General features: G+C 57.9%; 23 protein-coding genes and 1 pseudogene. 17 read left to right on the forward strand and 7 right to left on the reverse strand.

From position 1 onward, the window contains the following. Nucleotides 1-48: 48 nt before the first annotated feature. Both PMI36_RS02130 and PMI36_RS02125 read right to left on the reverse strand, forming a co-directional pair. Nucleotides 49-2,619: a bifunctional diguanylate cyclase/phosphodiesterase gene (locus PMI36_RS02130; protein ID WP_008075972.1), complete on the reverse strand. Its 2,571-nt coding sequence runs from the start codon at nucleotides 2,617-2,619 to the stop codon at nucleotides 49-51. A gap of 301 nt (nucleotides 2,620-2,920) precedes the next feature. Continuing rightward, nucleotides 2,921-4,492, reverse strand: coding sequence for a sensor domain-containing diguanylate cyclase (locus PMI36_RS02125; RefSeq protein ID WP_008075974.1), 1,572 nt, complete (start codon nucleotides 4,490-4,492; stop codon nucleotides 2,921-2,923). 477 nt (nucleotides 4,493-4,969) lie between these two features. Here PMI36_RS02125 and PMI36_RS02120 point away from each other — a divergent pair, with 477 nt between their 5' ends. After that, on the forward strand, nucleotides 4,970-5,452 hold the full coding sequence (locus tag PMI36_RS02120; RefSeq protein WP_008075977.1) for a hypothetical protein: 483 nt from the start codon (nucleotides 4,970-4,972) through the stop codon (nucleotides 5,450-5,452). Here the strand turns inward: PMI36_RS02120 and PMI36_RS02115 are convergent. Next, nucleotides 5,449-7,200 carry a L,D-transpeptidase family protein gene (locus PMI36_RS02115; RefSeq protein ID WP_008075979.1) on the reverse strand — a complete coding sequence of 584 codons (1,752 nt, stop codon included), beginning with the start codon at nucleotides 7,198-7,200 and terminating at the stop codon, nucleotides 5,449-5,451. The two genes, PMI36_RS02120 and PMI36_RS02115, sit on opposite strands and share 4 nt — an antisense overlap. Before the next feature lie 81 nt (nucleotides 7,201-7,281). Between PMI36_RS02115 and PMI36_RS02110 the strand changes: the two genes are divergently transcribed. From PMI36_RS02110 to PMI36_RS02065, 12 genes and pseudogenes are all read left to right on the forward strand, one after another. Continuing rightward, on the forward strand, nucleotides 7,282-7,986 hold the full coding sequence (locus PMI36_RS02110; protein WP_008075981.1) for a murein L,D-transpeptidase catalytic domain family protein: 705 nt from the start codon (nucleotides 7,282-7,284) through the stop codon (nucleotides 7,984-7,986). 145 nt (nucleotides 7,987-8,131) lie between these two features. Continuing rightward, a complete protein-coding gene (locus PMI36_RS02105) occupies nucleotides 8,132-9,925 on the forward strand; it encodes a copper resistance system multicopper oxidase (RefSeq protein ID WP_008075983.1) in 1,794 nt (597 codons plus the stop codon). Between the two features lie 10 nt (nucleotides 9,926-9,935). Further along, a complete protein-coding gene (locus PMI36_RS02100; protein ID WP_008075986.1) occupies nucleotides 9,936-10,826 on the forward strand; it encodes a copper resistance protein B in 891 nt (296 codons plus the stop codon). A 55-nt stretch (nucleotides 10,827-10,881) separates the two neighbouring features. Beyond that, nucleotides 10,882-11,265 carry a copper homeostasis periplasmic binding protein CopC gene (gene copC / locus PMI36_RS02095; RefSeq protein ID WP_008075987.1) on the forward strand — a complete coding sequence of 128 codons (384 nt, stop codon included), beginning with the start codon at nucleotides 10,882-10,884 and terminating at the stop codon, nucleotides 11,263-11,265. A gap of 3 nt (nucleotides 11,266-11,268) precedes the next feature. Next, entirely contained in the window at nucleotides 11,269-12,198 is a 930-nt protein-coding gene (copD, locus tag PMI36_RS02090) for a copper homeostasis membrane protein CopD (protein WP_008075991.1), read from the forward strand. A 145-nt stretch (nucleotides 12,199-12,343) separates the two neighbouring features. Beyond that, the gene (locus PMI36_RS02085; RefSeq protein ID WP_008075993.1) at nucleotides 12,344-12,754 is read left to right on the forward strand and encodes a hypothetical protein; all 411 of its coding nucleotides are present in this window, start codon (nucleotides 12,344-12,346) and stop codon (nucleotides 12,752-12,754) included. 30 nt (nucleotides 12,755-12,784) lie between these two features. Then, nucleotides 12,785-12,991, forward strand: a complete 207-nt coding sequence (locus PMI36_RS02080) for a DUF2933 domain-containing protein (protein ID WP_008076001.1) — start codon at nucleotides 12,785-12,787, stop codon at nucleotides 12,989-12,991. Between the two features lie 133 nt (nucleotides 12,992-13,124). Continuing rightward, nucleotides 13,125-13,336: pseudogene (locus PMI36_RS31095) on the forward strand (copper-transporting ATPase); the annotation flags it as partial. A gap of 89 nt (nucleotides 13,337-13,425) precedes the next feature. After that, nucleotides 13,426-13,695, forward strand: coding sequence for a heavy-metal-associated domain-containing protein (locus tag PMI36_RS02075; protein ID WP_008076002.1), 270 nt, complete (start codon nucleotides 13,426-13,428; stop codon nucleotides 13,693-13,695). Between the two features lie 335 nt (nucleotides 13,696-14,030). Beyond that, a complete protein-coding gene (locus tag PMI36_RS02070; protein WP_008076004.1) occupies nucleotides 14,031-14,489 on the forward strand; it encodes a hemerythrin domain-containing protein in 459 nt (152 codons plus the stop codon). Between the two features lie 6 nt (nucleotides 14,490-14,495). Beyond that, complete coding sequence (locus PMI36_RS31100) at nucleotides 14,496-14,741, forward strand: hypothetical protein (protein WP_238543606.1); 246 nt, start codon at nucleotides 14,496-14,498, stop codon at nucleotides 14,739-14,741. Between the two features lie 141 nt (nucleotides 14,742-14,882). Continuing rightward, nucleotides 14,883-15,674: a transporter substrate-binding domain-containing protein gene (locus tag PMI36_RS02065; RefSeq protein WP_008076006.1), complete on the forward strand. Its 792-nt coding sequence runs from the start codon at nucleotides 14,883-14,885 to the stop codon at nucleotides 15,672-15,674. 129 nt (nucleotides 15,675-15,803) lie between these two features. Here the strand turns inward: PMI36_RS02065 and PMI36_RS02060 are convergent, their stop codons facing one another. Then, nucleotides 15,804-16,001 (reverse strand): hypothetical protein, encoded by a 198-nt coding sequence (locus tag PMI36_RS02060; protein WP_008076008.1) that lies wholly within the window; start codon nucleotides 15,999-16,001, stop codon nucleotides 15,804-15,806. Nucleotides 16,002-16,156: 155 nt separating this feature from the next. Next, nucleotides 16,157-16,612, reverse strand: coding sequence for a type VI secretion system amidase immunity protein Tai4 (locus tag PMI36_RS02055; protein ID WP_008076009.1), 456 nt, complete (start codon nucleotides 16,610-16,612; stop codon nucleotides 16,157-16,159). Nucleotides 16,613-17,217: 605 nt separating this feature from the next. On the opposite strand from PMI36_RS02055, the gene PMI36_RS02050 reads away from it, so the two are divergent. From PMI36_RS02050 to tal, 3 genes are all read left to right on the forward strand, one after another. Beyond that, nucleotides 17,218-17,580, forward strand: a complete 363-nt coding sequence (locus tag PMI36_RS02050; protein ID WP_008076011.1) for a DUF6124 family protein — start codon at nucleotides 17,218-17,220, stop codon at nucleotides 17,578-17,580. A gap of 203 nt (nucleotides 17,581-17,783) precedes the next feature. Further along, nucleotides 17,784-18,779 (forward strand): tRNA dihydrouridine(20/20a) synthase DusA, encoded by a 996-nt coding sequence (gene dusA / locus PMI36_RS02045; protein ID WP_008076014.1) that lies wholly within the window; start codon nucleotides 17,784-17,786, stop codon nucleotides 18,777-18,779. Nucleotides 18,780-18,957: 178 nt separating this feature from the next. Further along, on the forward strand, nucleotides 18,958-19,884 hold the full coding sequence (gene tal, locus PMI36_RS02040) for a transaldolase (RefSeq protein ID WP_008007128.1): 927 nt from the start codon (nucleotides 18,958-18,960) through the stop codon (nucleotides 19,882-19,884). A 324-nt stretch (nucleotides 19,885-20,208) separates the two neighbouring features. Here the strand turns inward: tal and rssC are convergent, their stop codons facing one another. Together rssC and rssB are read right to left on the reverse strand one after the other, a co-directional pair. Then, on the reverse strand, nucleotides 20,209-20,691 hold the full coding sequence (rssC, locus tag PMI36_RS02035; RefSeq protein WP_007897104.1) for an anti-sigma factor antagonist RssC: 483 nt from the start codon (nucleotides 20,689-20,691) through the stop codon (nucleotides 20,209-20,211). Further along, complete coding sequence (rssB, locus tag PMI36_RS02030; protein ID WP_008076016.1) at nucleotides 20,691-21,872, reverse strand: two-component system response regulator RssB; 1,182 nt, start codon at nucleotides 21,870-21,872, stop codon at nucleotides 20,691-20,693. The genes rssC and rssB overlap by 1 nt, the downstream gene beginning before the upstream one ends. Before the next feature lie 276 nt (nucleotides 21,873-22,148). On the opposite strand from rssB, the gene PMI36_RS02025 reads away from it, so the two are divergent. Then, nucleotides 22,149-22,448, forward strand: a complete 300-nt coding sequence (locus PMI36_RS02025) for a PilZ domain-containing protein (protein WP_008076018.1) — start codon at nucleotides 22,149-22,151, stop codon at nucleotides 22,446-22,448. Nucleotides 22,449-22,602: the final 154 nt, after the last annotated feature.

The following is a 22,602-nucleotide window of genomic DNA, read 5'->3' on the forward strand; positions in this document are numbered from 1 at the left end:
CACGGCAGTTGCCGCGGCGAATGAAACAGGCGACTAAAGGCGCGAGACTTACAGCGGGTGATCGTCCCATGATGCCTTGAGCAACGGCAGCAGTGCATGCCTGTCCACCGGACGACTGAGGTAGAACCCCTGCACTTCATGGCACTGGTCCGAAATCAGGAAGTCCAGTTGCTCCAATGTCTCGACGCCCTCTGCGGTGACGGTCAGGCCCATGGCCTTGCCCAGGTTGATGATCGCCTGCACCACGGCGCGATCATTGCTGCCGTTGCTCATGGACGCAATGAAGCGCTTGTCGATCTTGATCCCGTCAAACGGATACGTACGCAGATAACCCAGCGAAGAATAACCGGTGCCGAAATCGTCCATGTTCAGCCGTACGCCCAACTCCTTGAGCGCATTCATGGTCGCCAGAGCGCCGTCGACGTCGATGAGCATCACGTTTTCAGTGATCTCCAGTTCCAGTCGACTGGCGGGCAATCGGCTCTGAATCAACGCCTCCCGGACGTCCTCGATCACATCGCTACGGGCAAATTGCACCGGCGACAGGTTGACCGAGACCATCATCGCGCCCGGCCAGGTCAGGGCCGTCTCGCACGCCTCGCGCAACACCCAGCGCCCTAATGGCACGATCAGGTCGGTCTGCTCGGCCAATGGAATAAACGCGTCGGGGTTCAACAAGCCTTGCACCGGATGCTGCCAGCGCAGCAGCGCTTCGACCGAGACGATCTGCTTGCCATCGACGTGATAACGCGGCTGGTAATGCATCACGAATTCGTTGTTCTTGATCGCCTGACGCAGGTCGCTTTCCAGTTGTCGGCGGTGCTGGATCTGATCGTTCATGTGCGCCGCAAAGTAGCACCAGGTCTTCTTGCCATTGGATTTGGCCTGATACAACGCGATATCGGCACAGCGAATCAGCTCCTCCGGAACGTGCCCCTGGCGCCGACTCAGGGCGATACCGATGCTCGCACCGATGTGCAGCGTGTGGTGGTCGTAATGAATCGGTTGATGCAGGCTGTCGAGCAAGCGCTCGCAAAACCGGTCGATTTCCGCGTGGCTGTCCATGCCGTGAAGCACCAGCACGAACTCGTCGCCCCCCAATCGCGCAACCAGATCGATATCCCGCGTGCACTCGCGCAAACGGATCGCCACTTCCAGCAAAACCGCATCGCCCGCCGGGTGGCCGAGGGAATCGTTGATCGGCTTGAAGTTATCCAGGTCGATCATCAACAACGTCAACGCCGTCGATTGCTCTTTCAGGGCCAGTGCGTCTTCGAGGTAGCGCGCCAGTTTGTTGCGGTTCGGCAAGCCCGTCAGTGCGTCGTGCATCGACAGATGCTGGATCTGCGCATGGGCGGCGACTTCATCAGTGATGTCGCTGGCCGTCCCGCGAAAACCCAATAGCGCGCCCTTGCGCTGGATCGGTCGCGCCGACACCCGGCACACTCGCTGTTGCCCCGATTGATCACGGTAGGAACAGCGCAAGTGGCTGACGGCTTGCTCTTCATCAAGTTTGTTCAGCCACAGCGACAAGGGCGTGGTTTCGCAATTGAGCAGTTGCCCGATGTTCTGCCCCAGCCATTGTTGATCCGAGAACCCGGTGACGGTGCTGAAGCGCCCCGACAGATAAGTGATGCAATGCTGGTCGTCGGTTTCCCAGATCCAGTCGGACGCGGCTTCGGCCACCGCACGAAAGCGTTCTTCACTGGCCTCAAGCGCCTGATTCGACAAATCGAGGCTGGTGTAACTGGCATCCACATGCCCCGACGTGCGCAGGACATAACGAAAGAAGTAAGCCGTCAATAACGCCAGAATCAACAGCGCCCCGCCCAGTGGTGGCAGCAACGACCAAAGCAATTGGTGACCCGGCTGCTCAAGCCGGGAGACCAGGCTGTAACCGGTGCCGGTCAGAGCGACGGCTGGTTGACCGGGAACAATGACGTCGTCGGCCGTCAGGCCCAAGTCATGCAAACCGTAATCGGCGCTCAAGGTAGCGAGCTTTTCAGGGTTCAACTGGTCGACGTATATAAGCACTGAGGTGCTCTTGGGATCGACCGCAGGGCGCTCGTCATTGGGCACAATCGCGGCGGCCGTCAGCAACGCCGGCTTACCCTCGAACAAGGTGTACCGGCTGACAGGACTGATCAGGCTCTCCTGGCTCTGGATCGCCTCGATGAGGGGCGCCATCGGGGTCGACAGATAGGCCGCTGTCTCTTGTTGCACCTGAAGCCCGCGCACTATGGCGTATTTGGTTCGCTGACGATCGATCACGAAAACGCCATCGTAGTGATCGATAGTGAACAGAGTTTTACCCACGTTCTGCTCGACATAGGCCCACTGCACATCGACCTTGTCGTTCAGGTGGTCGTAGGCGGTCGTCCAGTTGGCGTAGCTGGCGATGTAGTTTTTCGAGGCGGTGATGCGGTTCTCAAGTGCGCGTTGCGTGTAGAACGTGGTTTTGCTCAGATCCTGAGCATCGAGCCGTCCGGCAATACTGAATAAGGCGATCAGTGCAATCAGCACCCCAACCACAAACAGCAGGCCGATGACGAACATCAGGTTACGGGTAATCGGTGTATGACGCGCGGGTGCAGCGGTGGTAATGGCAGTCAAATCCATGCACTTGATCCTGTCGATCGATCGCCTTATCGGGTGAGGCCGGCGGGGTCTGGTCTGTCGTCATGAAAGCCAGGCTCTCCACTGACCATAGCAGCCCTGCCCGGTCACCGCCCCTGAATAACGCAAGTCAGCGGCACGCATAAAAGCAATCCATGACGACCAATGCGAAACCTGTGAGAGCGGGCTTGCTCGCGAAGGCGGTGTGTCAGGCGACATCAATGTTGACTGTGCCGCCGACTTCGCGAGCAAGTCGGATCGCCGCACCGCCGCTCCCACATGGATTGCACTTAACTGACTAGCATTAGCGGTCCGAGCGCATCAGCGCCTCGACGCCCCCTTCCATCGACAACACCGCCGAACGATTTCGTCCCGAATGCTTGGCCTGGTACAACGCCGCATCCGCGCGCTTGATCAACATTTCGGTGCTGTCGTGCCCCGTCGGCACAAACGAATAACAGCCAAGACTGACCGTGACGTAACCCGTGGGAGAGCCGCTGTGGATGATGTTTTTGTCCATGACGCTTCGGCGGATCTGCTCGGCGATCGTCAGTGCACCATGAATATCGGTGTCCGGCAGCAACACCGCGAACTCTTCACCGCCGTAACGCACCGCCAGATCGGCGTTGCGGTGACAGCAACTCTTCAGCGCCCGCGCCACTTCGGCCAGGCAATGGTCCCCCGCCACATGACCGTAGGCGTCGTTATAGCGCTTGAAATAATCGATATCGAGCATGATCAGGCTCAGCGGACTCGACCGCCGGGCACCGCGCCCGAACTCGATCTCCAGCGCCCGCTCGAACAATCGACGGTTGGCCAACCCGGTCAGGCTATCGTGGGTGGCGATCAATTCCAGGGTTTTCTGCGCCTCGCGCAAGTCCGCCTCGATGCGCTCGCCCGCGCGCACCTGATGAATGAACACCCAACCGAACAACCCCACGCCGAGGACGACCAGAGCGACGATCACACTGGATTGAATCGCCGTGTCATACCAGTCCTTGAGGATCGCGTCTTTGGAAGATGCCGCCGCGACCACCACCGGATAGGTATCGAGTTGTCGGTAGCCATACAACCGGACGATGCCATCCACCACCGAGCCGATCATGGCGTTGCCGGATGTCGCGCTGGGCAGAAGTTTTTGAAAAATCTCCCCCTGAGCCAATGACGTGCCGATCTGCGACTCCACAAACGGCCGTCGCGCCAGCAGTGTTCCATCGGTCAACGCCAAAAACATCGCGCCATTGTTATCGAGGCTGAAGCTTTTGAAGAACTGATCGAAGTACGACATCTTGATCCCGGCCACCAGCACCCCCTGGAAATTGCCGCTCGGGTCGTTTACTCGCCTGGAAACCGGAATGATCCACTCGCCATTTTCCCGACTGCGAATCGCCGGGCCGATGTGTGCCGGGGACGATACGTTCTGCTGGTGAAACCTGAAGTACTCGCGGTCCGCCGCACCTGGGCCACGGGACAGGTTTTCGGACGACGTCACGACCCGTTGCCCCTGCTTGTCGAACAGAAATATCCCGTGCAATTGATGCAACGTCTGCACCCGCCGGGCGAAGGTTTTCTGCAAGCGTGGCGTCTGGGCAGCGTCGAAACCCTCAGCCTGAATCCAGTCCACCAGACTGGTCAGCACCAGATCGGCTTTCATGAACGTGTCTTCGGCCTGCTGCGCCATGGCCCGGGTCAGGTTCGACGAAGACACCTCGGCCAACGCCAGGTCGTGCCGACGCGACTGCTCCAGTTGCAGGTAAAGCAGCCCGCAGAGGCAGAGGCACACCGCCGCAATAAACAGCACCGCGGCTTTGAGCAGGGGCAACCGCCTCAAGGCACCATCGGGCACGTGGTGCGGATCGGGAATGGGGATAGGCAAAAGCGAGTCCTGAAAGGGTAAGGCATGGGCAAAGGCCCAAAACCCTTATTTTTTGTGAGCTTAGTCTACGGGGTTGTGCGGGGTAAATGCGCCAGATCTACAGAGATCGACTTCCCGACGAGTGAAATACGAGCCGAGGGGTAATCAGCGCCTTCACCCGCGACAGCTTTAGTTAAGCAATTAGCCGCGACGCACTTTTTGTAGCAGCTGTCGAGCTTGCGAGGCTGCGTTCGGCTGTGCAGCAGTCGTAAAACCAGAGATTGCGGTACGTCAGGCAGATCTCGTCAGCCGCATTCACGACTGCTGCGCAGCCGAACGCAGCCTCGCAAGCTCGGCAGCTGCTACAGGATCGCATTACCGTTTAACTGACTGGCATTTATCCCTAAGGACTGCGGGTGTTTCAATCGCATGACGCAAGGCAAAACCGCATGACCTTGAAGGAGCTACGATTAACTGACATCACGACAGGAAATCGAAATGAGTAAAGCAGATGAGCTCGCCGAGAAGCTGAAACAATCCCGGCAAACCAGTGCCGATGCGACCATCGCCGATCAGGCGATCGACAGCTGGCCGGGCCAGGTCTATGACTTGTATCACCAGATCGAAACCTGGCTGCAGCCATTGATCGAGGTGGGCCTGAAGCTGCGACGCAATTCCACGCACGTGTTCGAAAGGGCGCCGGACGAGGCGAGTTACGATTACGCCATCGACCAACTGCTGATCGAAGGCAACCACCACAGCATCACCTTCGATCCCGTCGCTCGCTTCACCGCCGACGGTGCCGGGCGGATCGAGATTCGCTCGACAGGCAAGGAACTCGCCCTATTGCGAACCGTCGATGAACACGGCGAGACGCATTGGTGGCTCCAGGCGATCGAGCAATCCGGACAACAACCGGATGCGATCGCGCTGACCGAACACAACCTGCTTCTGGCGGTGCAAGAAGGGCTGGGGCTTTAAAGCTTGTTCTGCCCCACCGCCATCGAGGGAGGCGCCGCTCGCCTCCCGTCCAGTGTTGGCCGTTCCGAAGGCAGATTCAGCGCCCGCAACACCGGCTTATCGTACCCATACACATCGGGCTTGAACGTCACTCGCCCGTCAAGACTCAGGTCCACCGTCCAGTAGGCCAACAGCACCGGCACTTTCACGGGGAGCCTGATGTTCTCTGTCTTGCCGTTGGCTAACTGCTTTTGAATCCCTGCACTGTTCCAGCGAACCGGGTCGTTGAACAACAACTCCACCAATTGCAGCGGGTTTTCTACCCGAATACAGCCAGAACTGGTCGCACGATTGGATTGCGCAAACAACTCGCGATGCGGTGTGTCGTGCAGGTAAATCGCATAGTCATTGGGAAAGCGAATGACTACCTGCCCCAGCGAGTTATCCGACCCTGCATCCTGACGCAGCGTAAGGCCGCGCGGGTTGTCCCAATCGACGGTCGACGGGTCGAGCACGTTGCCTTCTCGATCGATCACGCGAATCCGGTTTGCATCGAGATAGCCAGGGTTGTTGCGAATCTTCGGCAGCATGTCCTTGACCAGAATGGTCGGCGGTACGGTCCAGGTCGGGTTGAACGTGATGTAAGTGATCTCGGATTGAAAAATCGGTGTGCTGCGATACGGTTTACCGACCTGCACCCGGGAGCGCCATATCAGCTTGCCATCGCGATAGAACGAAACCTTGTACCCGGCGATGTCGACGATGACAAAGGTGCCCTGAAGTTTGTACAGCAGCCACCGCGCCCGCTCCATGTTCACGCGGACCTGGTCGATTCGCGCCTCGACCGGCACGTTCAGCGCCGCGAGTGTCGCCGGCCCCGCCACACCATCCGCCCCGAGGTATTGCTCGGCCTGATACTTCTTCACCGCTGCCATGACGGTGTCGTCGTAGTCGGAGCGCGCGTTCATTTTCGCGGTCAGATAACCACCTGCCACCAAACGAGCGCGCAACTGCGCAACCGAGGCGTCGTCCATGCCGGGCCTGAGGGTCTGCCCTGCTGGAATCTTTGGCCAGCCACCACTGTCGCGAACCCTGCGCAGTTGCGCCAGGCCCTGTCGCAACGTGCCATAAATCGCTTCTTGTGGCGGCGCCTGGGCGAACGCGCGCGCGACGTCATGGCTGTCGAGGGCGGCGAAGAAAAGATTGACGTCCTCCCGGGGGTCGATGCCGACCGGGTCGAAATTCCAATGGATGTCCAGCCGCGAAGGGTCGACCTTGCCGCGCCGCAACTGCAGCAGCGCTGTGATAAACGTCTGGGTCGCCGAGATATCAAAAGCCGCCCGTTGCCCGGGGGTCGGCGCAGTGGTCTGCATCGAGTTTCTGGCCGTGACCAGTTCGGCAATTCGAAAATCCTCGGGGTCCAGGCCATCGACCCCGGTGTCGCTCAGGCTTTTCAATAACTGGACGACATCGTCATCGTCCGTCCAGGCGGCGCGATAGCCACGATGGCTATAAAAGTCCATCACCGCTCGATTGACGTCGACCCGTTGATGGCCCGGTGACGTGAGCAGCGGGGGAAACGCCGAACTCAATGGCGCCAACGCCGCCTGAATCGCTTGACCGACATAATCCCCAGGCGCGGCATCCGCGACGACGCTAACGGGAGATGGCGGCTCAATCGGCGAAGTTTCCGCAATTGCCATGCCGCTTATCAGAAAGCCCATAAAAAATATGCGGCTTATGACGAATAACCTTGTTAACTGCCCCATGGATAATCCTTAATCTCCCGTTTTCAACCGGCTAGCGTCGTGCGCGCTGCTAGACTCGAAACAATCAGATGAGACTTGCATATGGCCCTAGACCGCTTCGGCTTTTTAATGACGGCCCTGTTGCTGACCGCTTTTACCTTACCGGCAGCCTACGCCGATTCGCTTGAAGCCGCGCTGATCAAAGCGGCCCCCAATGCCAACGCCAAGGTGATTGCCCTGGCCGTACGCGCTTCCCAATGCAGCCGGGCCCAAAGCGCGGCCCCGGCTCAAAGGCTAGCAGTCATCGATTACTCCCTGCCCTCCACCGAACAACGTCTTTGGGTATTCGACCTTAAGAAACGCAAGTTGTTGTTCCACGAACTGGTCGCCCACGGTCGCAACAGCGGCGAAAACATGGCCCGTCAGTTCTCCAACCGCAATGCCAGCTTCGCCACCAGTCTTGGTTTGTACCGAACCCAGTCCAGCTATGTCGGGCAGAACGGTTACTCGTTGCGCATGGAAGGTCTGGAGCCGGGTTTCAACGACAACGCTTTCGAGCGGGCGATCGTTATTCATGGCGCGCCCTATGTCAGTCCGGATCTGGCGCGAGCGAATGGCCGAATCGGCAGAAGCCTGGGTTGCCCGGCGGTGAGGCCTGCGATTGCGCATCAGCTGATCGACTCGATGAAAGATGGGCAGCTGTTGTTTTCTTACTATCCGGATCAGCGCTGGTTGAAGTCTTCCTCGTATATCAATTGCGGTAATGCCACCGTAGCGGACTCGTCCAAGCCGAACAGAAGTCACTAAACACAGAGTGAAACTGTCAGAAATGTAATCTTGGCCTCAGTCTGCTGAAAGGCGCCGCCCGTTAACCTTCACCTCATTAAGTTCTCCTCCCTCCGCTCAGGATGGATTTGAGGGCTTCATCAGGCTGACGGATGGGAAAAACGGCATGCACTCCAACACCTCAAGACGCACTTTCGTGAAGGGCCTGGCCGCGGGTGGAGCCCTCGCGGGCCTCGGGCTATGGCGCACGCCGGTCTGGGCGGTCAGCAGCCCCGGCGAACCGAACGTGCTGGCCGGTACCGACTTCGACCTGTTCATCGGCGAAACCCCGGTCAACATCACCGGCAACCCTCGAACCGCGATGACCATCAACGGCGGCATTCCCGGTCCCCTGCTGCGCTGGCGTGAAGGCGACACCGTCACGCTGCGGGTAAAGAACAAACTCAAGGACAGCACCTCGATTCACTGGCACGGCATCTTGCTGCCCGCCAACATGGACGGCGTGCCGGGCCTGAGCTTTCACGGCATAGAGCCGGACGGGATGTACGTCTACCAGTTCAAGGTCCGGCAGAACGGCACTTACTGGTATCACAGCCATTCGGGCTTTCAAGAACAGTCCGGGGTTTACGGGCCATTGGTGATCGACGCCAGGGAACCGGAGCCTTTCCAGTACGACCGCGATTACGTGGTGATGCTGACCGACTGGACCGATGAAGACGCGGTCGGCCTGATGAGCAAACTCAAGAAACAATCCGATTATTACAACTACCACAAGCGCACCGTGGGCGATTTCATCCACGACGTCAGCGAGAAAGGCTGGGGCTCGACAGTTGCCGATCGCAAGATGTGGGCCGAGATGAAGATGAACCCCACCGATCTGGCCGACGTCAGCGGCGCCACGTACACCTACTTAATGAACGGCCAGGCGCCGAACATGAACTGGACTGGCGTGTTCCGCCCCGGCGAAAAGCTGCGACTGCGCTTCATCAACGGCTCGTCGATGACCTACTTCGACGTGCGCATCCCCGGCCTGAAAATGACCGTGGTCGCCGCGGATGGCCAACACGTCAAACCGGTGAGCGTCGACGAGTTCCGCATCGCGGTGGCGGAGACGTTCGATGTCATCGTTGAGCCGACCCAGGACGCCTATACCCTGTTCGCCCAGTCGATGGACCGAACGGGTTTTGCACGAGGCACCCTTGCGGTGAAGGCCGGCTTGTCGGCGCCAGTGCCACCGCTGGATCCGCGACCGCTGGTGACCATGGATGACATGGGCATGGGCGGGATGGATCACGGCAGCATGGGCGGCGACATGGCGGGGATGGATCACAGTGCACCGCAAGGTATGACGGGCATGGATGGCGGTGACATGCAGGGCATGGACAGCATGGCCGGGATGGATCACAGCAGCATGGCCATGGGCGGCATGGCCGGTATGCAATCCCACCCAGATACGGAAAAAGACAACCCGTTGGTGGACATGCAAGCCATGACCACCTCGCCGAAACTTGACGACCCGGGCCTTGGCCTGCGCGACAACGGTCGCCGCGTGCTGACCTACTCCGACCTGCGCAGCACCTTCGAAGACCCGGATGGCCGCGAGCCCGGTCGCACCATCGAGTTGCACCTGACTGGCCACATGGAGAAATTCGCCTGGTCATTCAACGGCGTGAAGTTCTCCGATGCCGAACCGCTGCGACTCAAGTACGGCGAGCGAATCCGGGTGGTACTGGTCAACGACACGATGATGACTCATCCCATTCACCTGCACGGCATGTGGAGCGACCTCGAAGACGAGAACGGCCAGTTCATGGTGCGCAAACACACTATCGACATGCCGCCGGGATCAAAACGCAGCTATCGGGTCACCGCCGACGCGCTCGGTCGCTGGGCCTATCACTGCCATCTCCTGTATCACATGGAAATGGGCATGTTCCGTGAAGTTCGCGTGGAAGAATGAGGCGCTACCCATGACCAGACTGAATCGCTCTACCCGCCTCGCTTTGGCACTCGCTGGCCTCACGGTTTCTTCGGCCATGGCCGCCACCGACGACATGCAGGGCATGGATCATAGCCAGATGCAGGGCATGGATCACAGCCAAATGCAGAGCATGGACGACGGCCAGATGCAGCCCGCCGCGCCAACCCAAAGCCGCACACCGATCCCGGCATTGACCGACGCCGACCGCGCCGCCGTGTACGCCAGCCCCACCGGCCACAATGTGCATGACACCGCGCTCAACTATTACTTGCTCGCCGACAAACTCGAATGGCAGGACGCCGACGACGGCAGCGCATTGGCGTGGGATCTGTCCGGCTGGGTCGGCGGCGACATCGATCGCCTGTGGCTGCGCTCCGAAGGCGAACGCGTCAATGGCAAGACCGAAGACGCCGAAGTCCAGGCCCTTTGGGGCCACGCGATCAGCCCGTGGTGGGACGTGGTGACCGGCGTGCGCCAGGATTTCAAACCCGGCGATCCGCAAACCTGGGCCGCATTCGGCGTGCAAGGCATGGCGCTGTACAACTTCGAAGCCGAGGCCACCGCCTTCATCGGCGAAGGTGGCCAGACCGCCGCACGGCTGGAAGGTGACTACGACATTCTGCTCACCAATCGGCTCATCTTGCAGCCGACCGCCGAGCTCAACGTCTACGGCAAAAACGACCCGCAACGGGGCATCGGCTCCGGGCTCTCCAACACCGAAGCCGGCCTGCGGCTGCGCTATGAAATCCGCCGGGAATTCGCGCCTTACATCGGGGTGACCTGGAACCGCACCTACGGCAAAACCGCCGACTACGCCAAGGACGAAGGCGAGGACCGCAGCGAAGCCCGCCTCGTGCTCGGCGTTCGGTTGTGGTTCTAAACGCTTTAACTCAAAAACCTAAAAACCAACCGCTTAAAGCGGTAAGAGGCCTTGCATGCGCACAATCAAAACCACCGCTGTTGCCATCGCACTTTCAACCGGGCTGCTGATGAGCACACTGGCTCAAGCCCACCCGAAACTGCTCTCCTCCACCCCGGCCGAAGGCGCGGAAGGCGCGACGCCGAGCAACATCGAACTGCACTTCTCCGAAAACCTCGTGACCCAGTTCTCCGGCGCCAAACTGGTCATGACCGAAATGCCCGGCATGGCCCACTCGCCCATGCCCATGAAGGCCAAAGTTTCCGGCGGCAGCGACCCGAAAACCATGGTCATCACCCCGCTCTCGCCACTGCCCACCGGCAGCTACAAAGTCGAATGGCGCGCCGTGTCTTCGGACACTCACCCGATCACCGGCAACGTTACGTTCAAAGTGAAGTGATGGATGAGCGACTCAATCAGCATTGCCCTGCGCTTTGCGTTGTATGTGGATTTGATGCTGTTGTTTGGGGTGGCGCTCTTTGGGCTGTACAGCCTTAAAGGACGGGAACGGCTGTCGGGAGCGGTATTGCCGTTTCGGTCGATGTTGGCGGGGACGGCAGTGCTGGGTGCGCTGCTGTCCGTCGCCAGCATGGTGATGATGGCGAGTGCCATGAGCGGGGAATCGGACTTCGCCGAGCTGCGTCCGCACATCGAGATGATGCTGTTCGAGACGAACGTCGGGTTGGCTTGGGGGGTTCGCATTATTGCGCTGGTCGTCGCGGGTTTAGCGGTGATGCTCCGTGCGCCTGGTTTCAGTTTATGGGTTGCAGCTTTTGCCGGCGGTGTTGCTCTTTCCAGCCTGGCCTGGAACGGGCATGGCGCTATGGATGAAGGCAGTCGTCGTTTCTGGCATTTCACGGTGGACATTCTGCACCTGCTGACGGCAGGGGCCTGGCTTGGCGCATTGATGGCGTTTGCGTTGATGGCGAAGATTAATGCGCTGCAAACCGAAGCGCGCATCAAGTTGTTGGCTCGCGCTGTTAATCGATTTGAGGTGATTGGCGCGGTCATCGTGGTGCTCATCACGGTGACGGGGGTTGTGAATTATCTGTTCATCGTTGGGCCGAAGCTGGATGAGGTGTTTCTCAGTACTTACGGGGTTTTGCTGTTTATCAAAGTGGGGCTGTTTGCCGGGATGCTCGTCCTCGCCGCGTTGAACCGGTTTCACCTTGGGCCGTTATTGGAGCGATCGTTGCGGGACGGGCAATACGCCGTCGCCGCTAATGCGTTACGGCGCAGCGTGGTGGTGGAATGGGTGGCTGCTGTGGTGATTGTGGGGTTGGTGGCCTGGCTCGGAACGTTGAGCCCGGAGATGGAAATGGCAGCGCAATAAGCCTGGAGGCATTATTTGATATGGATCAACAACGCCCGCCGGTCGGGGCGTAATTTCTGAATCATTCCCTCTATCGGGAACACGAAATGCTCTGGTCCGCAGCTGCCTTAGCGCTGCCGATCCCCTTAATACTGTGGAGATTGTCATGCACATCTACGTCAAATCGCTCGTAGCCGCTCTGCTCATCAGCAGCCCATTGCCAGTGCTGGCCACCGACGAACATCACCCCGAAACAGCGCCTGCCGCCCCCACGAACGACGCAACCCAAACCACGCCCATGCAAGACAAGACCATGAGCGAACAGATGCAAAGAATGCAGGCGGCCCACGACAAAATGATCGCCGCCAAAACCCCGGCCGAACGCCAGGCGGCGATGCAGGAAGCCATGACCACGATGAAAAACAGCATGGGCATGATGCACGGCCATTGCACAGGCATGGAGATGGGCAAGGGCATGTCCGGCAGCAAGGACGGCTCGGGCACAGCGATGATGGACATGATGATGAAAATGATGGATCAGCAATCCAGCATGATGAAGATGCCGATGGGCCAATAAATCTGACTTCGTCGGAATGGAGCTCGCCACATGAACCACTCACCACCCTCGACGCCTCCAGCCTTCTCCTTCTGGCGCAGCAAACCCGGCATCGCGCTGGGCATGCTGCTAGTGATCGGCCTGTTTTACCTGGCCCGCGAGCATTACGGCCATATCTCACCGATTCTGCCTTACCTGATTCTATTGCTGTGCCCGTTGATGCACCCGTTTGGCCATCACCACGACGGCAGGCACTGACCCATGCATCGCCATAACGGACATCTGGATGACCTAAAGTCACCTGCTCAGAAGGAGCAGGCACCGGAGTCGGCGGCGACCGAAAAGCCCCATGCACCCGCAAATCCGCCAGCGCGGCCCGGGTACATGCCCCCGCAGCCTATCGGTGGCAACCGTACGCAACATGCACCAGAACCTGGCCTTTGCCCTGGCCTATAACGCCATGGGCATCCCCTCGCCGCCGGGTTGTGCTACCCGTTGACCGGGCATCTGTTGTCCCCGTTGGTGGCTGCACTGGCCATGAGCGTGAGCTCTGCCTCAGTGGTGTTTAACGTCTTGCGCCTGCGCCAGGCCTCGATTGACTGAGCACGAAACAAGCGCTTGACCTTGCCATCGTGACAAGGTCAACGATGACTTCAAGCGCTGATGGGCGCCGCCACCAAAGAGGTTTATCCATGAACAGTATTGAGTTGCACGTCGAAGGCATGAGTTGCAGCAGCTGCGTCAAACACGTCAACGCGGCGCTGCAACCGCTGGCGGGAGTTGGCGAGGTGACGGTCGATCTGGCCCATGGCCGGGTCAAGGTGACGGGCGATATACAAAGCAACACCCTGATTTCTGCGCTGACGGAGGCTGGTTATCCGGCAAGCCTGTTGGCCGCAGACAGTCACGAGCAGGTCAGGAAAACGTCCGGGTGCGGTGGGGCCGGTTGTTGCTGTCGTTGAGCCCGGGCTCGGTGGAAGTCGTGGCATCGTCATCCAGTGTGCTGACCGCTGCGACCTCTTTATTGTGATGGATGACTCAATAAGTGGATCGCGTCGATTTTGGGCGCTGCTTTTTCCTTCCGTTTTCGCTGACGGATATCCGGCAGATCAAATAGTGCATATAAACATAAACCTGATATTTCAATTTTTTCCAAGGGCGGCAAATTTCCTGAGGTGAGCGCTTTGTGCTCACCTATACTAAAAAGGTTAAATAGTGCTGGCGAGTGTGTTTGACAAGGCATTGAAATTTAAAGATGCAGGAACCCGTGATGGTTTGGTCATAACGAGGATTTAATATGAACGTCTTATTAAAAGAACTTCAGGCCTATCATCATGAAGTAGCTATGAAAATTACTCAGATCAAAGAGTTGCTGAGGAAAATGAGGCATGAATCCGATGGTGCTGATGACTGCAAGCTGTTGTTCAAGATGCTGGAAGCCTTGCATGGTGATGCAGAGCGACACCACCATGAAAATGAAGAACTTATTCGGCTGGTCTTGTTAACAACTGAGGCACCGATCCACCAACGGGTCAAGGATATCGAGCGAGATCATCAGGCATTTGGGCGCATTGCCGGACAGCTGAAGATGTTGGAGAACACAACTCAGGAAACGAGAGTCATTGCTGACACTATCGATGATTTCATCAAAAAATATTACGATCATATGGACGCTGAGGAACATATTTTCTTTCCGGCGGCAGATAAGTGGCTGTCAGACAATCAGTGGCAGGAAATCAAGCGTCAATGGCATTAAGAAGCAATGAAAGTGGTGGACATCAAGTTAAAATTACTTAAATCAAACCCACCGCAGCTACCTATATCGGCAATTGGTCTGGTGGGTTCTGCTGGATGGACAAACCCGAGACTGGAGCCACGGGTTTATATTCAGTTCCCGCCTGACGGCATTCAAGACTTCGATTTTGTTGCTGATCCGCTGCCAGCAACTCGATTGAAGCGCATCTTAAGAGTTCGAAGTCCTTGGCTTGTGGATAAACAACTAATGTGAAGGGATACGTGTCGGGCCTTGCCTGACACGTATCATGTGCTGGAGTGAATGGGGTACTGGGACAGTGGATGACAGTCAAGAAGCGCTTTCACTACACTGACTCCCGCTTGAACCCCACTCAATCACAAAAGCCCGATAACAATGAAAACCATAAAAAGCACAATGATGCTCTGTGGCCTGCTCGCGCTAGCCAGCGGCGTTCAGGCAGAGCAAACCCCTTCCCATCTCGACACCGTCCTGCAACAAGGCCAACTTCGCGTTTGTACGACGGGCGACTACAAACCCTATACCTTCAAAGGTGAAGACGGCGAATACTCGGGGATCGACATCGCCATGGCCCGCTCATTGGCCGACAGCCTGGGCGTGAAGGTTGAGTGGGTCCAGACCACCTGGAAAACCCTGATGCCCGACATGCTCGCGGGCAAATGCGACATCGGCGTCGGCGGCATCTCCGTCACCCTGGAACGCCAGAAAAAAGCCTTCTTCAGCACCACGCTGGATGTCGACGGCAAAATCCCACTGGTGCGCTGCGAAAACCAGGCGCAATACCAGACCATCGAACAAATCAACCAACCTTCCGTTCGCCTGGTCGAACCAGCCGGCGGCACCAACGAAGCCTTCGTTCACGCCTTCCTGCCCAAAGCGCAATTGAAACTTCACGACAACGTGACCATCTTCCAGGAGCTGCTGGACAAGAAGGCTGACGTGATGATTACCGACGCCTCGGAAGCGCTCTACCAGCAGAAACTTAAACCGGGCCTTTGCGCGGTCAACCCGACGCAATTTATGCAGTATGGGGAGAAGGCTTATCTGTTGCCGCGCGATGACATTAGCTGGAAGTTGTATGTCGATCAGTGGCTGCATTTGGCCAAGGTGACGGGTAATTACCAGAAAATTCTGGGTCAGTGGATAGCGGTGCCAGAGGGTAAATAGCCCGCTGCTATCCATTCCATGTAGCAGCTGGCGAAGCCTGCGTCCGGCTGCGCAGCAGTCGCAAAAACAGAACTTGCGATGCATCAGGCAGACGCAACGGCGGAAGTATTTCAGCCGTTGCATCATTCCTTAGTCGTGCAGTAAGCCCGAGCTGTACTCATTAAAGCTGTTGCCGATCGCGCTCCCACCAAAGTTCACCTTGTTGGCGCTATGGCCATCAAACTGTTGGCAAGCTTCTGAGAAACACGTGCTGGTGCTCACACCCGAACAGGCGCTCAAGAGCAAAGCACCGGCTATCAGCATGACTTTGAAGAGGTTCAGGATCATTGTTCAGTTCCCTTTGGCTAGAAGCGTGGCAACACGACCTTAGTTCATCATCCTATGCCGCAAGCCCGTCAAACTTGATGAAACATTGCTGAGTGACAGCGTTGGTTCAGCTGCCATCATCGTTACGGCTGCTCATCGTCAATCGCAGTTCAGGGTCACTCCTTTTGGGGGCGCGGCGGATTGTCCTGACGATAGGTATGCAGGGGATTGATGACCAATTGTTTTACCTGGCTGTCCAAATCTTTGCTGTGATACAGGTCCAGGCATTTGAGCAGTTCAAAGCGAACGCCTTGGCGCTCTGATTCGACCAGTGGATTGTGATAATCACGAGCCAGAAACTGGTCAACCAGAGGTCTACCGGCTTGAGGTGCTTGCTCCAGATCGAAATAGGTCCAGTCCATAAGCGCACTGGCACTGCTTCCGGCGTCCTGGGCGGCTTTAGGTTCGCTCTTGTAGGCGGTAGCGATGCAGTCTGCCAGCACCATATCCTTGTAATTTTGCGCGTAGGTGCGCCCGCCCGCCTGTGGGGAGTTGGTCGGATCATCCCTGGACCAACTGTTGGAAGGCGCGGCGGCCCAAGCCAGCACCAAGACCGCAGTCAAATACTTCATCAAGACAAACTTCATCCCTGAGTTTAGGAAGCAGAAAATCTGCAGCAGTTTAATCCTTCATGCTTGAGGTGACATAGACGTGAATGACGGAGTCATGAAGGTGTGTTGCGCGGAAGGGTGTCTAGCAGCTCCGTCACGGAGTTGATGCGATAACGTCCTGCAGCTTATTCGGTACATGAACGCCACATTCACGACGACTAACCATAAAAAAGACGTCAGATATTTCCTTGTTTTCTTCGAAGAAACTCGCTCGTTTAAATGGGATGTTTAAAGACACTCGCGGTTACTTCACAAAGGCTACAACGGCTTGCGTCGTTACCTACGACTACGCCAGAATCCACCGGCTTGTGCGCTTAAGGTCCGGGCTTTATCGTTTCCCCGTCGCTGAAAAACAGCGATCGGGTTTGGTAGCCCGTACATGAGATTTGCACAGCATCACCATTCGCGGCGTTTTTCGTCTCGGCTTTATGGTGGTCATGCACAGGGCACCTTCGGGCGCGCCGGCTTCCTCATGTCCCGGTCTACCAACCTGCGCATGGCCGCCACCCATCGTTTGGTAGCGAGGTTGGATGGCTCCTTTATTTACGGCATGAGGAGTTTTATCTATGTTCAAACCAACACCCAATCCGCCGATCACAGATCCGGCATCCCCCTACGAATCGCTTGACTCCAAAAAACTCAACGAAGCCGCCGAACGCGCCCTCGACTATCATCTCAAACCGGCCGCTCAAATCATGGCCACGACCAACGAACCCGAGCGCATGTTCCTAGCCAACCCGGCATACAACACCGAATCCTTGCTGGCCAACGCCTGCGAGTCACTGGGATCGGCCACGGTTATGCTCAGTGATTTTGCAGCGCTGCTGGAGGGGACACACCGCAAAACCCTGCTGGGCATTGCGCAAGTGGTCATGCTGGGTGAGCTGGCGGTGAACCAGGCGCTGGATAACGTCGAGCCATCCAAGTAATCAATGCTGCACATCGGCGTGGGGACGAGCGAGCCCCCGCGCCCCACAGAACTGTCAGATTTATTGTGTGCTGGCCTAACCGACCCGCACACAAAATTCCTGACAGCCCCCACTCAACTACCGCAGCAAGACTCACCTGAGCCCCGCAAGCCCAATCCTGATAAACTCCACACCTCCCAGCCTCACCCATTCCAGAAACGCCAATGCCCCCAATCACCGCCACACCCGCTCCGCTCTCCCGCCGCTTCTCCGTCGCCCCCATGATGGACTGGACCGACCGCCACTGCCGTTTCTTCCTACGCCTACTCTCCAAGCACGCCCTCCTCTACACCGAAATGGTCACCACCGGCGCCCTCCTCAACGGCGACCACGACCGCTTCCTGCGTCACAACGAAGCCGAACACCCGCTCGCGCTCCAACTCGGCGGCAGTGTCCCGCTGGATCTGGCCGCCTGCGCACGCATGGCCCAGGACCACGGCTACGACGAGGTAAACCTGAACGTCGGCTGCCCGAGTGATCGGGTGCAGAACAATATGATCGGCGCGTGCCTGATGGGGCATCCGCAGTTGGTGGCCGATTGTGTGAAGGCGATGCGTGATGCGGTGTCGATTCCGGTGACGGTGAAGCATCGGATCGGGATTAATGGGCGGGACAGTTACGAGGAATTGTGTGATTTCGTCGGCACGGTTCGGGATGCCGGGTGCACGAGTTTTACGGTGCATGCGCGGATTGCGATTCTGGAGGGGTTGTCGCCGAAGGAGAACCGTGACATTCCGCCTCTGCGCTACGACGTGGCGGCGCGGTTGAAGACGGATTTTCCGGAGCTGGAGATTATTCTCAACGGCGGGATCAAGACGCTGGAGGCCTGTCACGAGCATTTGCAGACATTCGACGGCGTGATGCTGGGTCGTGAGGCGTATCACAATCCTTATGTGATGGCTGAGGTGGATCAGCAGCTGTTCGGCAGCAAGGCACCAGTGATCAGCCGGGCCGAGGCGCTGGCGCAGTTGCGGCCTTATATTGCCGAGCATCTGCTGGCGGGTGGATCGATGCACCACATCACCCGGCACGTGCTGGGGCTGGGCACCGGGTTTCCGGGGGCGCGGAAATTTCGGCAGCTGTTGTCGGTGGATATTCATAAGGCCAAAGAGCCTTTGGCGTTGCTGGATCAGGCGGCGGAGTTGTTGGAGGGGCGTTAACCGTCAGCTGCGTTGAACCCGCGCCCCATTTCAGCATCGTATCTACCGATATCACGCCCCGCCTTTCAAACATCCGTTTTCAGGTTGTTGCCGCTGGGGCTATCGATACACGTACGCGCCCTTGAGTGGCTGCAAGCGCTCGGGTAATGTCATTAGACCCATAGGACAGAGCACGCTCATGACTTCCAAGCTGGAACAACTCAAACAAATGACCACCGTGGTTGCCGACACCGGCGACTTCGAAGCAATCGCTCGCGTTAAACCGGTGGACGCTACCACCAACCCTTCCCTGCTGCTCAAAGCGGCGGCCATTCCCGCTTATGCCGAGTTGCTGAACGCTTGCGTTCATGACTGCAAGGGCGATGTGGGCCTGGCCAGCGACCGTTTTGGCGTTGCGGTAGGGCAAGAGATTCTGAAGGTTGTACCGGGCCGTATTTCCACTGAAGTGGATGCGCGCCTGTCGTTCGACACTGACGCCGTATTGAAGCGTGCGCACCGTCTGATCGACCTGTACGACAAGGCCGGCGTTGGCCGTGACCGTGTGCTGATCAAGATCGCTTCGACCTGGGAAGGCATTCGCGCTGCCGAGAAGCTGGAAAAGGAAGGCATTCAGACCAACCTGACCTTGCTGTTCTCTTTCGCTCAGGCTGCGGCTTGTGCTGACGCTGGGGTTTTCCTGATTTCGCCGTTCGTTGGCCGTATCTACGACTGGTACAAGAAAGCCACTGGCAACGACTACACCGGCGCGGATGATCCGGGCGTGCAGTCGGTGACGCGTATCTACAACTACTACAAGGCCAATGACTACAAGACTGTGGTCATGGGTGCGAGCTTCCGTAATCTGAATCAGATCGAGCAGCTGGCGGGGTGTGATCGGTTGACCATCAGCCCGGATCTGCTGGAGAAGCTGGCGGCGGATACTGGCAAGCTGGAGCGCAAATTGGCGCCGGGGCATGCTGGCGAGGCGCGTCTGAGCCTGAATGAAGCGCAGTTCCGTTGGTTGTCCAATGAGGATGCGATGGCGACCGAGAAGCTGGCTGAGGGGATTCGTCAGTTTGCTCGGGATCAGGAGAAGCTTGAGGCGTTGTTGCAGGCCAAGCTGTGATTTGAGTTAGCTTTGAAGCAAAAAAGGGCGAACCTTGATGGGTTCGCCCTTTTTTTTGTGTTGAATTTGGGTAGTGGGCTTCGCGTTGAAAGATGCAGTGATCGTTATGACGTCTTCGCGGGCAAGCCCGCTCCCACAAAGGGATTTGTGGTGGGTTCGGGATGGTGTGTTCCACGCGGGGCTAATGTGGGAGCGGGCTTGCTCGCGAAAGGGCCTGTACATTCAACATCGTAGTGACTGGACTGACGCTTTCGCGAGCAAGCCCGCTCCCACAGGGGATTTGTAGTGGTCGCGGTAGTGTGTTTGCGCGGCGGCTTTAGGGGATCAATGCCGCTCCAGCGCATTCACCAGGTCATGGAACGCCTCACGGTTGGAGTCGTTCAGGCCCATGAGGATTTTATGCGCCTCGAGGACTTTGACCCGCACGACTTCTTCGGACTGATCCTGGTCTGGCAGGTCGGTCAGGCATTCAGGGCATGGGATCGGGCGGTCAACGATGTTGAACACTTGCTCGAAGCCCATGGACTGCAGCAGACGGGTGATGTCTTCGTGGGTGGTGACGACGGTCGGCAGCAGGCCGACCTTTTGCCGCGACAGGATCGACAGTTTGGCCAGCAGGCCCAGGGTGGTGCTGTCGATGCTGCGGGTTTCGGTCAGATCGATCACGATGGCGTTGAAGTTCAACGCGGTGAAGATCCGCTCAATAGTCGCATCCAACGCCGAACACAGGGTCAGGCGAACTTCACCGACGAACTTCAGGACGAAGGTGCCGTCCTGCTCGGCGAACTGGATTCTACCGGTACTCATTAAAGATTCCTGCTCAACACCAACAGGGCGATATCATCCGGCATCTCCCCTAGCGTGGCCAATCCAAAAACCTGGCGCAGACCATCCAGGCTGCCGCCCGCTGCCTTCACCCGTTGAGGCAAAGCAGCTTCTTTATCTTTGAGTGTGGGTTCTGGCAAAAGGTCCAAAATGCCATCAGACATCAGCGTCAGGCTGAACACTGGTGGCAATTCCAGTACGTGGTCTTCGTAGGTGGCTTCATTGAAGAGGCCCACCGGCAGACCGCGCCCTTCCAGGTAACGAACACTGTCTGGCGTGTACAACACAGGCAACGGCAGATGACCGCCGATGCTATAGGTCAACAAACCGGTCTCCTCGTCGATGACTCCACCGACCATTGTGACGTGTTTACCCAGCTTACAACTGATCAGGCCCCGGTTGATATGACCAAGAACCTCTGAAGGCTTGAACTCTGGCAATGTGCCGTTGCGCTTGGATTCGAACAGCAAGCGCGTGGTCATGAACTTCAGCAGCACGGTAACGAAGGCTGAAGAGGCGCCATGGCCGGAAACGTCCGCCAGGTAAAACGCTACCCGACGCTCATCGACCCGAAAGTAGTCGACGAAATCGCCCGACAGGTACAACGACGGAATGATCTGGTGCGCGAACTGGAACTCGTTGATGCTCCAGGGGCTGACCGGCAGCATGTTCATCTGCACCTGGCGACCGGCGTTCTGGTCTTCCTGGAGCAGGTTCAGGCTGGCTTCGAGCTCGCGGTTGGCCTTTTCCAGCTTCTCGCGATAGCGCTGGTTTTCCAGCAGCAGGCGCGCACGATCCAGGGCCCGGCGCACGGAGTGCTCGAGCACGGCCAGATCTTCAAGAGGCTTGATCAGATAGTCCGCCGCGCCCAGGCGCAGGGCCTCGACCGCGTCGTTCATCACGCCCGCGCCCGACACCACGATCACCGGGGTCTGCGGCGACAGCTCAGTGACCTGGCGAATGAGTTCGAGTCCGCCCATCTGCGGCATGCGCAGATCGCAGATGACCAAGTCGGGCTTGTCTTGCTCGAATACCTGAAGACCCTGCTGGCCGTTGCTGGCCTGCAGGACACTGAAACCACTGTCTTCCAAGTAGGCCGCGAGGCTCGCGCGCACTACTTCGTCATCATCGATTATCAGCAGCGTGGCACTGGTTTTTGGCATGTGGGCAAACGGCGCCAGAATTAGGTTGGCGTAGCAGGCTGGGCATTGGCCCCCGCACACACTACTGGATTCGCTTTCTAGCCTCTCTGCCGCACCGTTTTCGAGCGTTAGCCCTACTTACAGGTACACCAAAGGTGCCCTTCTAAGGCGCAGACGGTACTCCCATCCGCGAGGCGTTTCAAGCTCACGCCGATGGTCGCTTGACGTCTTTACTTGTCAAATCACCGGGAGTTATAAGAACAGGCAAAACCGTAACCCAAAGGAAGGATCGAGCCCATGAGCGAAACCGGTCGGGACTACAGCGAAAAGCGCGATTTCATCCGCATGCGGGTCGATGCCGATGTGTCGCTGATTCATGAAGGCGACGAGGTGCCAGCCGTCTGCATTGACCTTTCCAGCAGTGGCATGCAGGTTGAAGCACCTCGCTTGTTCAGGGTCGGTGACCGGCTCAGCGTGAGGATCGATTCCGATCATGCAGCGCTCAAAGGCCTTGAGGCCGATACCGAAGTGGTGTGGGTCAAAGCACAGGACGGCAGCAATCAGAAACTCGGGCTTACAATCCTGAAAATGAAATAGCCCCGATTTAACCCGCAAGCCAAACGAAAGAAGGCGGTCATTGGGCCCAATACCAGTCAGTTCAGGCGCGGAACCTGTGGGAGCGGGCTTGCTCGCGAAAGCGGTGTATCAGGCGACATCAAATGTTGACTGTGCCGCCGACTTCGCGAGCAAG

The organism is Pseudomonas sp. GM79, assembly GCF_000282495.1.
Lineage (GTDB): Bacteria > Pseudomonadota > Gammaproteobacteria > Pseudomonadales > Pseudomonadaceae > Aquipseudomonas.

Coding starts and splice junctions, on each gene's coding strand:
- PMI36_RS02080 (WP_008076001.1), top strand. CDS start 12,785: ATGAACCACTCACCACCCTCGACGCCTCCAGCCTTCTCCTTCTGGCGC.
- PMI36_RS02060 (WP_008076008.1), bottom strand. CDS start 16,001: ATGATCCTGAACCTCTTCAAAGTCATGCTGATAGCCGGTGCTTTGCTC.
- copC (WP_008075987.1), top strand. CDS start 10,882: ATGCGCACAATCAAAACCACCGCTGTTGCCATCGCACTTTCAACCGGG.
- PMI36_RS02120 (WP_008075977.1), top strand. CDS start 4,970: ATGAGTAAAGCAGATGAGCTCGCCGAGAAGCTGAAACAATCCCGGCAA.
- PMI36_RS02130 (WP_008075972.1), bottom strand. CDS start 2,619: ATGGATTTGACTGCCATTACCACCGCTGCACCCGCGCGTCATACACCG.
- rssC (WP_007897104.1), bottom strand. CDS start 20,691: ATGAGTACCGGTAGAATCCAGTTCGCCGAGCAGGACGGCACCTTCGTC.
- rssB (WP_008076016.1), bottom strand. CDS start 21,872: ATGCCAAAAACCAGTGCCACGCTGCTGATAATCGATGATGACGAAGTA.
- PMI36_RS02100 (WP_008075986.1), top strand. CDS start 9,936: ATGACCAGACTGAATCGCTCTACCCGCCTCGCTTTGGCACTCGCTGGC.
- PMI36_RS02050 (WP_008076011.1), top strand. CDS start 17,218: ATGTTCAAACCAACACCCAATCCGCCGATCACAGATCCGGCATCCCCC.
- PMI36_RS02075 (WP_008076002.1), top strand. CDS start 13,426: ATGAACAGTATTGAGTTGCACGTCGAAGGCATGAGTTGCAGCAGCTGC.
- tal (WP_008007128.1), top strand. CDS start 18,958: ATGACTTCCAAGCTGGAACAACTCAAACAAATGACCACCGTGGTTGCC.
- PMI36_RS02110 (WP_008075981.1), top strand. CDS start 7,282: ATGGCCCTAGACCGCTTCGGCTTTTTAATGACGGCCCTGTTGCTGACC.
- copD (WP_008075991.1), top strand. CDS start 11,269: ATGAGCGACTCAATCAGCATTGCCCTGCGCTTTGCGTTGTATGTGGAT.
- PMI36_RS02115 (WP_008075979.1), bottom strand. CDS start 7,200: ATGGGGCAGTTAACAAGGTTATTCGTCATAAGCCGCATATTTTTTATG.
- dusA (WP_008076014.1), top strand. CDS start 17,784: ATGCCCCCAATCACCGCCACACCCGCTCCGCTCTCCCGCCGCTTCTCC.
- PMI36_RS02085 (WP_008075993.1), top strand. CDS start 12,344: ATGCACATCTACGTCAAATCGCTCGTAGCCGCTCTGCTCATCAGCAGC.
- PMI36_RS31100 (WP_238543606.1), top strand. CDS start 14,496: ATGAAAGTGGTGGACATCAAGTTAAAATTACTTAAATCAAACCCACCG.
- PMI36_RS02105 (WP_008075983.1), top strand. CDS start 8,132: ATGCACTCCAACACCTCAAGACGCACTTTCGTGAAGGGCCTGGCCGCG.
- PMI36_RS02070 (WP_008076004.1), top strand. CDS start 14,031: ATGAACGTCTTATTAAAAGAACTTCAGGCCTATCATCATGAAGTAGCT.
- PMI36_RS02055 (WP_008076009.1), bottom strand. CDS start 16,612: ATGAAGTATTTGACTGCGGTCTTGGTGCTGGCTTGGGCCGCCGCGCCT.
- PMI36_RS02025 (WP_008076018.1), top strand. CDS start 22,149: ATGAGCGAAACCGGTCGGGACTACAGCGAAAAGCGCGATTTCATCCGC.
- PMI36_RS02065 (WP_008076006.1), top strand. CDS start 14,883: ATGAAAACCATAAAAAGCACAATGATGCTCTGTGGCCTGCTCGCGCTA.